Raw genomic sequence first — 12,021 nt, forward strand, 5'->3', positions numbered from 1 at the left:
ATCAACGCAGCTGCAATTGAAGCGAAAGAGTGACGAAAGTTCGTGCACTATCGTCATCAACTCGCTCTAACGTTCCATCCATCAGCAACCACGGCAATGCCGCCAACTCCTCTAAGAACCGATACAGCGCCTCGGGATTCTGCACGTTGCGCAGTACCAGCACTAGCCCACCATTCTCCTGCCGCTCAATGTTTTCCAAAAACGGTTGCAGTCGGTGGTTCTGCACACGATGATTAACCTCATCCAACAATGACCGTGACTCCAACACGCCTTGCTGCCTTAATTCCAGATAACGCTGTGCTAGCCTCTCGACCTGCGTAACCTGACTGCGAAACTCAGCGCGTTCGGCATTTAGCTGCGCCGCCTGCCACGCAAAGCCACCAGAAACGACTACCGCAACGGCCAACAAAACAAAAGCGATACGCACTGGAAATGATACCTTACTCATCGCACACCCCCACTGCGTATAACCGTGCTTCTCGGCAGTGTGTCAGCCTCAAAACGCCATATCAAGCCTGTCTTCTCTTGTATTTCGTCAAGCAATTCATCGTGGACGCGTTCCGACGCAACGACGATTTCCCCCACGGCATTCTGATAGGCAATGCGCTGCGCCATTGGGAAATCGGAAAACTCCGCAAGGTTTTGCAGCAATGTCCCAAAATCATATTGCTTTGGCGGATAGCTCTCCAATGCCTGCTCGATGGTAGCCAAAGTTTGCAATGGTTCTTTTTTCTGCCCCGTCAGCGCTTCTGCCATCAACGCAAAACCAACCTGTTCCCGCTCAAACAAAACGCGCGATTCGTACCAGTAGCTCCCTTGCCACAACAGCAAACTTGCCGCTAATGCCACCAAACCAGCGGCGAGCAATTGGTCGTAATGCTGCTCTACCTTCCACTGCAAATGGCGACGCATCACGCCAGCCAAATTTGCCCCAGCAGGTACTTTCCGAACACGCGCCACATATTCCGCACGACTCGAAACCTTATGATCAAGAAATTGCTGACGAAGCTCCTCAAGTGTTTTCTGATGGCGTTGCCACAGCAAAAACACTCGCCCATCTTCCTGAAACAGGCGCGCGTACATTTTTTCTGAGATGTAGGCACAAGGAGAACTATTCGCCCCTTGCATTATCGGGAGCACCTCCCACAGCCAACATAAAGCCGGAACGGTTACTTTTGCGGGCAAAGGCGTCTCGCCACCAAGCTCTTCGCACAATTCCGCCACAGAGAAATTCACCCCGACTTCGTAGTCGCCACGGAAGCCAATCGAAATCAGGCCACTATCCAGATCGTCCGCTGGATACAAGCAACCAATTTCACGCAAAGCCGAAACATGCAGCCTTTGCCAAAACGGCGGCGCGCTCACAACACTCAACAAAACAAGGTGGTCAGGAAGAAAAAATATCGGTGATTCGTGCATACGGTATCGCCCTCGTAGGTGTCATACAAAATATTTTCAAAATATCCTTCAACTCATTGCCGCAAGATGCTCGTACCAGAAATGGAGCTTCCCGTCCGGATACATCAACCCTTCGTACCGGTACGTCCGCCCAGAAGGACGGTGCTGCACCGTAATATCAAGTCGGTACCATGTCACCCGTGTAGTAAAGATCCGCTCCAAATACTGGAACTGATGAATATCTAAGATTCCGATAGTATAGATTTCGCCCATTTCAAGATAGTGACGACGCGCGCGATTCGACACAATAACTTCTGCCACCTGCTGATTAAGCGCACCCGCCGTCGCAAGCACCAATGACGAAGGTGCCGTATTGATGTATACGCGCGACTCAGTTTCCGGCAATGCCGTAAAAAGCGTATAAACTCGCTCCCGTTGCGCTACGGGCAAAGAGCGAAAAGTAGGCGAAACGAGATCAAGCTGCGCCATTCGATCCAACGGAATCAAATCACCACGAGCGGAGCGGAGCACCTCCTTGACCTCCGCAAGCCAGCTATCATCAATCTTGTTCAACTTGCACCATTCGCGAAAAAGATCTTCCCAAAACATCTGCGTCAGATTGTTGATATTCCACAGACCATTTGCAGGAAGCAAGCTCCCCTTAACTGAAAATTCTTCATAACGATTTTCCCGCTCCCAATGATGTGGCCACTGTTGCCACGGAAGCGGCTCGAAAGCACTCAAATGGCGCAATAAAGTGGCCGAAGCCTGCTGTTGCGTCGCTTTGGCCAGCAAAAGCGCCTGCTGTTCCTGCGCTTCAAAATATAACTCATCCAAACCTTGTTGACGTTGTAAATAGAAAATATGCACGACACTCAGCAGCGCCGCACCAAGCACTAATACGTAAATCAAAACCGATCCCCGCTCAGCGCGGGATGACTTATGGCTTTTGGGGCGTAAGGGCAAGGACATACGGTGTTTCCAAAGTTTGGTAAATAGTTTGTGGTCGCAAAGCAGGTGAGACAGCTATTTGTAAAAATTCCGGGGGGGAATCACGACGCACATTCTCCGTTCGAGCCTGGTTCGCTACGGCAACAACCGAAAGATGCACCTCGCGAATAGGGAGTAACCACGTTGAAAGTTGTGCCGAATGACTCCCTTTTTCATGACGCACATACCAAAATTCCCCTGGCACCTGCGGATGCTCCTCAACACGGTAGGCCACACTGACCGTTTGCCCCGGAACAACTTGTGAATGAGTTGTTCCGAACGTCACCAAGAGCAATTTCCCCTGATCAGTCGTAAGGGCGAACGGAACATGCGATACCGCCATGCGAAAATCTCGCGCCAACCAGCGCACCATTCGATGCCCTTCAAGCAAACGATCCTGCTCACGACCCCGCTCGACAGAACTCATCAGCGATTGCGTCATACTCGCGCCCAGAGCATACAGAATAGAACTAATCGCCAGCGCAACCAGTATCTCGACTAACGTAAAACCACGTCCCGCCGTATGCCGTTTCATCGTTTTACCTCTACCGGCCAGAACGGATACGCAAGCATCACCCGATCACCACGGCGCACTTCCAAGAGCGGCATCCTCGGTGCAACTTCTCGCCCCGCTTTGCGCTGCAATCCCGCCGTATCGACCGTCCATTGCTCACCACCAATCACCAAGCTATACGCCGCAAGCTGCTGGCGCAACCGTTCATCATGCGAGAGAGCAATCGAAAGCCCATGGCTCTGCAACTGTGCCACAGCCAAAAAAAGTAATGCGCCAACGGCCAAAGCAATCAATACTTCGAGCAAACTAAATCCCTTCGCCGAGTGCCACAAAAGTCGCTTATTCCGCCGCATACAGCACCACCTCGGCGCGTAACGGGTAAAAATATGCGTAGTAGGCCTTCCGCGCCGGGGTACGAAAGGCAAAGGCGGCACTTTGCACCATACCAGAGGGATAGACCACTGTTTCCGCCGTATCACGCACAGCAGCCACGATCTGCCACCCGAGCGGTAATGGCACTTTACCTTCACCAAGCACGGCAACGATGCTAACTTCTTTCGAATCATACCGTAAAGGAACCGGACGATCCTGCTGACGAGCCGTCGCCTGCGCCTGCAACAGCAACTCAGTCAGCTGCTGCTCAAAACGCTCTTCCACACTGAGCGACTCCGGCGTATTGGCAAACATCAAACCTATCCCACCGATCGAAACCCCAACGAGCGCCAGCACCACCAACAGCTCAATCAAGCTAAAGCCCCGTCTTGCCATATCAGAAAACCTGATTCATTTCGAACACGGGCAACAAAACCGCCAGCACAATAGCTCCCACAACTACGCCCAAAAAAACAATCATCAACGGCTCAAGCATGCCCAGCAAAGAGCGCAGTCGTGTATTCACCTGATCGCCGTAATATTCTTCTACCCAAGCAGCCATCTGCGTAAGAGTGCCCGCTTTATATCCCATCGCCAACATATCACTGAACAGTGGCGGGAAAATCGTTTGCTGACGCAGCAACTGCCCAAGATCGGCCCCCTCTTCCACCTGCGCCGCAATCTGCAAAACCGTTTGACGGTACAGCGGGCTTCCCACCGTTTGACACGCTAAACGGAGCGCATCGACGACCGGAATACTCCCTTGCAACAACAAATGAAACGTAAAGGAAAAACGGGCAATCGTAATCTGCTGCCACAACTGACCCGCCAATGGGAAATTCAATAATCGCCGTTCAACCCGTATGCGCCGCTCTTCGCGCTTCAACCAAAAAGATCCTACCACCACCATCAAGGCACCACACAGCAGCACCAACAATCCCCAATGTTGCAAAAAATGAGAAATGCCCATAACTATCCGCGTGGGGGCAGGCAATACCGTTCCAGCCTTTACAAGGACATCGACAATGGTAGGGACAATAGAGGTCATCAAAAACAACACAATCGCCATACCAACCGCCAGCACCACCAACGGATAAGAAAGGCTTGCCAAAAGTTGAGAACGAAACATCAGTCGCTTCTGATAATACTGCGACAAAGAGTTACAGGCCAAGGGAAGCTGCCCGACCGCTTCGGCAGCGCGTATCGTCCGGTTAACCACGCTGGGAAAGAATGCGTGACGCTCTAACGCCTGCGAAAAGCTTTCGCCGCCTTCCATCCCCATACGCACTTTGCGCAAGGTTTCCGCTAATGACGGATGCGACGTATTCGCTTCAAGTGCTACCAGCGCTTCGCTCAAACTGATACCACTACTTAACAAGAGCCCAAGCTGCTTAAATGTTTGATAAATCAACGCTAAACCAAAAGTCTTGCGTCGCATACCGTAGCGTGGCCGCGTCAGACGCGATTTCCGCTCCTCTTTTACACGCGTAATGCGAATCCCACGCCCTTGCAGCAACAGCACGGCCTGCCGCTGACTTTCTGCCTCAACGACTTCCTGTATCGGCTCGCCTTGGCGATCGACTCCAACAACACTAAAACGCGGCATAAGAGACACCCTGCGTCATGACGACGACACTCGCAAAACCTCTTCAAGCGATGTTACTCCGGCCGCCACCCGATCAAGACCATTTTCCAGCAAGCTGCGCATACCCGCATCACGTGCCGCTTGCCGCAAGCTCAAATGATCCGCGCCCTGCGCAATTAGCTTTTTCTGCGTCTCATCAGGAACATAAAACTCATAGATCGCACTCCGCCCGCGATAGCCCGTTTGCAAACAATGCGGACAGCCAGGAGCAAAAAACACTTCCTGACAAGCAACTCGATGCGTTTCAAAAAGATCAACTTCCTTCGGACTTAGCGGACGCGACTGACGGCACTGCGGACACAACCGGCGCACCAAACGCTGCGCCACCGCCCCCACCAAAGTACCTGAAATTAAAAATGGCTCAACACCCATATCCGCAAGACGGGTAACCGCACTGCACGCATCATTCGTATGCAGCGTAGAAAGCACCAAGTGACCAGTCAATGCCGCCTGCGTTGCAATTGTTGCCGTTTCGGCATCGCGGGTTTCACCAACCATGATTACGTCAGGGTCTTGACGGAGGAACGAACGGAGCCCCGACGCAAACGTTAGGCCAATCTGCGGATTAACCTGTGTTTGCGCAATTCCCTCTATCTGATACTCGACCGGATCTTCAATAGTCATAATATTGCGTTCGGCATCATGCAACTGCAACAGAAAGGAGTACAGCGTCGTCGTCTTCCCACTACCCGTTGGCCCCGTGACAAATAAAATACCGTGTGGCACCGCTAACAGCGTGCGCGCCAACGCTTGTTGTTGCTCATCCAACCCAATCGTATCAAGCGAACGAACCTCAGAGCTGGCATCCAACAAACGCATGACGACCCGTTCGCCAAACACCGTTGGCGCCGTTGAAACCCGAATATCGGCATTTTGCCCGGCAATACGAATTTTCAAACGACCATCCTGCGGCAAACGAGTCTGCGCGATATCCAGACCAGCAATAACTTTAATTCGGGTAACGACCGCCGCATGTGCACCACGCGGGAGCGTAAACATCGGATGCAACGCTCCATCAAGGCGCAAACGGATAATACTCTTTTCGCGGTACGGCTCGATGTGAATATCACTGGCCTGCTGATCGAGCGCCCGTTGCAGCAGCTTGCCAACGAACTGAATAACCGGCGCATCATTGGCCGAAGCGGCCAATAAATCTTCGACGCGAAAGTCATCCGAAGCGCCACCAACACCGCCAAGAGACGCTTCGCCTTCGCCAATTTCAGAACCATCCTGACGTAACAACTGTGCTTCGCGTTCCGCCAACTCCGCCGCGCTCACCGGAAAAACAACGACCTCTGCAGCGCAACGATATGAAAGATAATTAACGTGTTGCTGGAGCGCTGAGTGATCCATCGAGTCAAGCGCAAAGACCTTTAAACGCGAATCTTCACCAACCTCCCACGGCAAAAACATCCCAGGGAGGCGGAATTGAGCATCAAATGGACTCATTGGGACTCCAACACCCGTTCAATAACGGTTCGCTGCCCACCAAGCTCTTCGCGCCATTCATCTAAACTTTGCTCATGGAGCTTCTGCTGCTCACGCGAGAAGTCACTGGCTCGTTCCGGATTTTCCAGCACTTTCACCCGAATAAAAATCATCAAATTGGTTTTATCCGTCGTCGAACCATAACCACGGAACGCCTGCCCAAGAATCGGCAGACCCATTAAGCACGGAACACCAGAGACAGAATTACTCTGATTATCCTTTAAGAGGCCACTCAGTACCATAATACCGCCATCCGGCACCGTTACCGTTGTTTTCGTATTCCGCTTCCGCGTAATAGGCCGATCGGCAACCTGCGCTACATCAGCAACCTCCGTTATTTCCTGAGCAATATCGAGCGTAATATCATTTTTTTCGTTAATCAGCGGCTTAATTTTTAGGCTTATCCCCACATCACGATACTCGTACGTGCTAACAGGTCTTGCATCATTTTCATAGTATTTTTCCGAAGTCATAAACGGACGGTTTTCGCCCACCATCACTTCCGCTTCGGTATTGTCACTCGTCAAAATCTGAGGGTTCATTAAAATATTCGTGTGACCCTCTTTACGCAACGCATTGACTAAACCACCAATCGTAGCAAACGCATTCCCCTGATAGGAAATTGTGCGACCTAATACCCCAAGACTAAACGTTCCGGCCAGAGGACTACTCGTTTGCAACGCTCCGCTCGGCAAAAAAGCACCAGAAACAACCTTTTGTCCTTGATCGTAGGCATCAGCCACTTGCCAATTTACTCCTAAATCAAAACGATCCGTCACTGACGTTTCCATAATCAAGGCTTCTACAAGAACTTGCTTTTTCGGAAGATCCAGCCGTTCCACAATGCGCTTTACCTCGTGCGACAACTCTGGCGCTCCACTAAAAAGCAAGTTATTCGTCTCAGCATCAGCGATGATCGTAAAACTCGGAGCCTGCTCGCCACCCGCCGTACTCTTCAGTGCTTCCGTAAGGATCGTCGCCACCCCTTCGGCTTTTGCATATTGCAGGGTAAAAATCTGCGTATTTTCGCGCGCTGTTGTGCGCGGCGTATCCAGCACCTGAATAATTTCCTGCGCGTATTCCACACTGGCTCGGTGCCCAGCAACGATGACAGAATTATTTTGTGGGTTGTCTAAAATAACCGGCTTATCCTGAGGGCGAAACGCCACCAGCAACGTACCCAGCTTTTTCACCACATCTTCCAGCGGAGCGTGCAAAATTTCAATACTCCGCAACACGACTGACTGACTCTTTCGGTCTATCGCTTCTAACAGACGGCGCACCGTTAAAACACTCCGCTCCGTATCCGTGATAACCAGCAGTTCCATCTCCTTCAGAGCGGTTACAATCCCCGATGGCGAAAGAAACGGGCGAATAACATTCACGGTTTGCGTTGCATCTAAGTAGTCCAGCGGCAAAATAAACGTCCGTACCGTCGCATCAAGCGACAATTTAGCTTCACCCTTCAAAGGCGGATTACGCCGGATAACATCTTTGTTGGGAATAACGTGATATACACCCTGCTCCTCAACCAAACTCATCCCATTTTGATCAAGAATCGATGTAAACAAGGGGAAAAGATTCTCGCGCGGCAACGGATTACGCGAATACAGCGAAAGGGTTTTGCGTAATCCCGCCGGATCGTACACAAAGTTTTTCCCCGTTACATCGCTGACAAGCGACAATAATTCTTCAATACTGACACTATCAAAATTGAGGACAATATCACCACTCGCTTGCTGCGACCCTCCGGAAGACTCATTCGCCAACGTCGGCGCAATCCATATTGACAGCGAACAAAGCAATACCAGCGCCAACCGAACCACCGAGCCATACCAGTTTATAGACATATATCCCCCTTACTCTTCTTCATCATGATTTTTTTGCGGTGCCTCGCCACGGCGTACAAACGGCGCCGGTTCCGCAACCGGACGCGACTCAACCGCTACCCGCGACATATCTAAACGCACCAAGCGTCCACCATGCCGGAAAAATGCACTCTGATTACTCACACTTTCCAGCTCATACCCCTCCAACACATCGCCCACCGAGTACATTTTTGCCCGGCCAGCCAACTCCAATAATGCCGCCGTTGGTGCCGCCGTACCACGGAGTGTGAAAGGAATTTCTGAAGCAACCAGCACCGTTTCAGACGTTTCTGCTTGAGCAATAACACCTAAGAGATCAACCATTTGAAACGATACTGACGCAGACGAAACGGCTGGCAACGTCACCGACACAACCGGCGACAACCCGCTCACGTATGACCACCGTTCCCACGCAAACGAGCCAAGCAGCACCGCCAGCGCCACCAAGACAATCCCCGCCAGTCCTTGGACTTGCTGTTTCATGGCTTCAACGTCGCCCCAGCCGCCTTTTCTGCGCGCAGCATTTCGATAACATCATTACGGAAGTTTTTGAAAAAATTCTTTTTGTACACAACCTGCTCCGACGTATCCATCATCGGCGGCAACGCCGCCTCTAACTCTTTCCATTCACGCTCTAAGCGCTGCTGAATGCGTTCTTCAGAAATCTCCTCTGACGCAAACGAAACACCACCAAGCAACAACGAGGCAGCGAAAATACCTATGAAAAACCTACGCAACATATGTATCCCTTTCAAATCAACTTTCATATTCACACCATCAACGACGGCGAATGACCCAGAAAATACCACCTGCCAGCACGACAAGTGCCAAAACCCATCCTACAGGGAAAGACGATTTAGCCGCATCAGGCTGAGAAGAAGCGCTACGCTCAACAGGTGGCGCAGAAGCAGCAGGCGTGCTGGCTGAAGATGACTGCGGAGCTTCAACTGCCGCCGGAGTAGGCACTACCGCATTAACCGTTGCTGGTTGCGAAGCAAGTGCCGCATCTGTACCAGAGCGCGCCGTAGATTCGCCACCACTCGTCGTACTGTACACCGCAGCATCACCGCCAGAAGTCGTCGTCACCGTTGTAGCAGCTCCACCATCACCAGAACCCGCTGCGCCGTACGGTGATCCGCCAGCAGCTACACCACTAGCACTTACCGCACCACCAGCCTCTGGAATAAAAGCATTCCCCTGCCCCTCAACCCGTTGAGTACCGGTGGAAGTCTGTTCCGAAAAAACAGGAACGACCCCACCCTTCCGCAAAGCATCCGCCGGATTCGGTGGAAATTCAATCGCAGCATCGCCCGGAGTAGGAGGCGCAGAAACACTTCCACCATCACTCCCAGCAGAAGCAGAAGGGATCGCCGGAGTCGGAGGAACTTCAATAGTAACTTGCTCCTGCTGAGCAGCAACCACGGGAATAAAACACAAACCAAGCGAAACCGCGACACCAAGCGAACACAAAACTTTACGCATACCCTGACACCTCTTTAGTTAGTCGTCCACATTGTACTCAATATAACAAACATTTGTCTACCATTGCAGCTCGCATTATAGACCAATGCCATCTAAGCGCCATACCATTAGCCCAATCCCAGCAAGAAATCTCAGCGATTCTTCCTCGCTGAAGCTCGCCCGAGACGCAATTCTCTTTCATAGCAAACTCTCGTCTATTTCAATGAAGTCTATGCCAGCATCACCGGCTTCGATGATTTGCCTGACGTTGTCGACAGGCAAATCAACCACGTCTGCAATTGTCTCAAGCGGTGAATTACGACCTACGAGCTTGCGGATGGTTTGGAATATAGCAAGGCGTCGGCCAAGGAGCATACCCTCATGCCTACCCTCCTCACGACCAATGCCGATTCCTTCCTCACGACCTTCCTGCAACCCCTCGTCCCTCGCTGTATCCACCACGTTCTTGATATCGCGGTAATACTTTAAGCTATCCTCATACGACTGCCGCTCGGCAGGGTTCATCCGTGCGATTTGCGCCTTTTCAAAGATGCTTTCGTAGATACGTGAACGTAGGCGCGGTGGAATTTCGTCAAGTTCATGCAGATAGCGAAATAGAAAGAACCACTTTTCTTGGTCGCTTTCAAGCTCGTTCTCTGTTTTAGTAAAGTTCGGCAATGTAAGGTAGATAAACGTCAGTTTATCGTAGAAAATTTCGTTATTTTGATTCTTGAGTTTGACGGTGTGCACCACTTCGCCATTGCCATCGTCTTCGTCAAATAGAAAGTCGAGGATGCCAATGGTATACACAGCAGCGAGTTTAAAGTTCCATTCTCCCCGCTCGGCTTGTTGTTGGATAGGGAAAGTGGCATAGAACACACTGCGGTCTTTGAAGTAATTTTGCTTGGCTTTCTGCAACTCGACAATAAAATACTCTCCGCTTTGGCTCGTGCAATGCAAGTCAAAAATTGCACGGCGGTCTACCGTACTCACACCAAGCTGTTCGTTTTTCGCAAACTGAAGCGTTTCGATCTTGTGCCGCTCTGGCAATAAGGTATTCAGAAACGCAATCAAGTGCTCTTTATTCGCCTCTTCTCCAAAGATCTTCTTGAAGCCAAAGTCAGTAAAGAGGTTGATGTATTTTTCCTTCATAGATTTACCTGCATTTTTATCGTTTATCCATAATGATAGCGGCAGGAGACAACGGCAATAACCCCTTCCCGAACCTCATACACCAAGCGATGCTCGTCAGTAATGCGCCTTGACCAGCACCCCGATAACTCATATCGCAACGGCTCAGGTTTGCCGACACCCTCAAACGGACTCCTTCTGATATCGGAGATAAGCCCATTGATCCGTTTCAGTATTTTGCGATCCGTTGCTTGCCAATAAAGATACTCCTCCCAACTCTCATCAGTCCAAAGCAGATTCATTCACTACATCCCGCTCAAAACCCTTGCCACAACGAACCTTTTCCAAGGAAACCAAAAGGCGCTCTCGATTTTTTGTACCAGAAAGAAGGTATTGCGTCTCCTTCATAGAGCGATACTCATCAAAAGGGATTATCACAACATTTTCCTTCCCTTTGCGATGAATAATAACCTCATCGTGATCGCAGTACACCGCATCAAAAATGCTCTTTAAATTATTCCGCGCCTCCGTAAAGCTTACCACCTGCATAACAGCACCTCTTCGTACAGAATCATGGGAAGATTATAGCCATTATTCTGTACATATCAAGCTAAAGAGAACCAAAATACTCTTATCATATAAATGAAACGCAGCAAAAAACAGCTTTTAGCCAAAACAATAACGTGAGCCTCAAGCTCACCGACTTTGCAACACGGAATTACCAACTACGCCGAAATCCAGATTCTCGTCCATCGCACATCTGCTATTGGATGATTCTCGCCATCACAATCGAGAGTTAAGACTCTCATACACTTTATGATTCTCTCTTCTTCCAATACTTACCACGTACACAACAAGCCGATCATCAATCACTTTATAAACCAAACGGTAACCTATCGTTTTAAGCTTGATTTTATAGACATTTTCAAATCCGCTGAGCTTATCTTTGGGCACTTTAGGATTTTGAAGTCTTTCAGTAAGTTTTTTGTGCAACTGCAACTTGATAGCGTGATTCACGCGCCAGCCACTCTTTCAGAGCCTTCGGGTGAAACTCAAGCGAGTAAGTCATCAACATCTACTTTGATAGGCTTTACATCATCGTTGATTCTTCGTTCCGCTTCCTTCGCCAAATAATAATCATCAATAATATCCAT

The 12,021-nt window shown here is 50.3% G+C and carries 15 protein-coding genes and 1 pseudogene; all 16 read right to left on the reverse strand.

Annotated features, from left to right (window positions below; all coding sequences use genetic code 11):
- Position 1: 1 nt before the first annotated feature.
- The 16 genes and pseudogenes from P304_RS0105415 to P304_RS14240 all read right to left on the reverse strand — a co-directional run bounded on the left by P304_RS0105415 (position 2) and on the right by P304_RS14240 (position 11,936).
- Positions 2 to 448, reverse strand: a complete 447-nt coding sequence (locus P304_RS0105415; RefSeq protein ID WP_027389703.1) for a hypothetical protein — start codon at positions 446 to 448, stop codon at positions 2 to 4.
- Positions 445 to 1,419, reverse strand: coding sequence for a hypothetical protein (locus tag P304_RS0105420; protein ID WP_027389704.1), 975 nt, complete (start codon positions 1,417 to 1,419; stop codon positions 445 to 447). The genes P304_RS0105415 and P304_RS0105420 overlap by 4 nt, the downstream gene beginning before the upstream one ends.
- A 48-nt stretch (positions 1,420 to 1,467) precedes the next feature.
- Positions 1,468 to 2,370, reverse strand: a complete 903-nt coding sequence (locus P304_RS0105425) for a type II secretion system protein GspK (protein WP_084417548.1) — start codon at positions 2,368 to 2,370, stop codon at positions 1,468 to 1,470.
- Positions 2,339 to 2,923, reverse strand: coding sequence for a PulJ/GspJ family protein (locus P304_RS0105430; protein WP_027389706.1), 585 nt, complete (start codon positions 2,921 to 2,923; stop codon positions 2,339 to 2,341). The genes P304_RS0105425 and P304_RS0105430 overlap by 32 nt, the downstream gene beginning before the upstream one ends.
- Positions 2,920 to 3,255 (reverse strand): type IV pilus modification PilV family protein, encoded by a 336-nt coding sequence (locus P304_RS17025; RefSeq protein ID WP_027389707.1) that lies wholly within the window; start codon positions 3,253 to 3,255, stop codon positions 2,920 to 2,922. The genes P304_RS0105430 and P304_RS17025 overlap by 4 nt, the downstream gene beginning before the upstream one ends.
- Positions 3,242 to 3,670 carry a prepilin-type N-terminal cleavage/methylation domain-containing protein gene (locus tag P304_RS0105440; RefSeq protein ID WP_034764209.1) on the reverse strand — a complete coding sequence of 143 codons (429 nt, stop codon included), beginning with the start codon at positions 3,668 to 3,670 and terminating at the stop codon, positions 3,242 to 3,244. The genes P304_RS17025 and P304_RS0105440 overlap by 14 nt, the downstream gene beginning before the upstream one ends.
- 1 nt (position 3,671) lies before the next feature.
- Complete coding sequence (locus tag P304_RS0105445) at positions 3,672 to 4,880, reverse strand: type II secretion system F family protein (RefSeq protein ID WP_027389709.1); 1,209 nt, start codon at positions 4,878 to 4,880, stop codon at positions 3,672 to 3,674.
- 15 nt (positions 4,881 to 4,895) lie between these two features.
- Positions 4,896 to 6,368: a GspE/PulE family protein gene (locus P304_RS14230; RefSeq protein ID WP_051321440.1), complete on the reverse strand. Its 1,473-nt coding sequence runs from the start codon at positions 6,366 to 6,368 to the stop codon at positions 4,896 to 4,898.
- A complete protein-coding gene (locus P304_RS0105455; protein WP_027389710.1) occupies positions 6,365 to 8,257 on the reverse strand; it encodes a secretin N-terminal domain-containing protein in 1,893 nt (630 codons plus the stop codon). Before P304_RS0105455 ends, P304_RS14230 begins: the two co-directional genes overlap by 4 nt.
- Positions 8,258 to 8,266: 9 nt before the next feature.
- Entirely contained in the window at positions 8,267 to 8,758 is a 492-nt protein-coding gene (locus P304_RS0105460) for a hypothetical protein (RefSeq protein ID WP_027389711.1), read from the reverse strand.
- On the reverse strand, positions 8,755 to 9,042 hold the full coding sequence (locus tag P304_RS0105465; RefSeq protein ID WP_027389712.1) for a hypothetical protein: 288 nt from the start codon (positions 9,040 to 9,042) through the stop codon (positions 8,755 to 8,757). Before P304_RS0105465 ends, P304_RS0105460 begins: the two co-directional genes overlap by 4 nt.
- A 10-nt stretch (positions 9,043 to 9,052) precedes the next feature.
- The gene (locus P304_RS0105470) at positions 9,053 to 9,757 is read right to left on the reverse strand and encodes a hypothetical protein (protein WP_027389713.1); all 705 of its coding nucleotides are present in this window, start codon (positions 9,755 to 9,757) and stop codon (positions 9,053 to 9,055) included.
- A gap of 177 nt (positions 9,758 to 9,934) precedes the next feature.
- Positions 9,935 to 10,888, reverse strand: coding sequence for an Rpn family recombination-promoting nuclease/putative transposase (locus tag P304_RS14235; protein WP_051321441.1), 954 nt, complete (start codon positions 10,886 to 10,888; stop codon positions 9,935 to 9,937).
- Positions 10,889 to 10,911: 23 nt separating this feature from the next.
- Positions 10,912 to 11,169 carry a Txe/YoeB family addiction module toxin gene (locus P304_RS16580; RefSeq protein ID WP_084417549.1) on the reverse strand — a complete coding sequence of 86 codons (258 nt, stop codon included), beginning with the start codon at positions 11,167 to 11,169 and terminating at the stop codon, positions 10,912 to 10,914.
- On the reverse strand, positions 11,150 to 11,416 hold the full coding sequence (locus P304_RS17580) for a type II toxin-antitoxin system prevent-host-death family antitoxin (protein WP_027389714.1): 267 nt from the start codon (positions 11,414 to 11,416) through the stop codon (positions 11,150 to 11,152). Before P304_RS17580 ends, P304_RS16580 begins: the two co-directional genes overlap by 20 nt.
- A gap of 234 nt (positions 11,417 to 11,650) precedes the next feature.
- Positions 11,651 to 11,936 (reverse strand): annotated as a pseudogene (locus P304_RS14240) (type II toxin-antitoxin system RelE family toxin).
- Between the last annotated feature and the right edge of the window lie 85 nt (positions 11,937 to 12,021).

The sequence above is a fragment of the Chrysiogenes arsenatis DSM 11915 genome, assembly GCF_000469585.1.
Lineage (GTDB): Bacteria > Chrysiogenota > Chrysiogenetes > Chrysiogenales > Chrysiogenaceae > Chrysiogenes > Chrysiogenes arsenatis.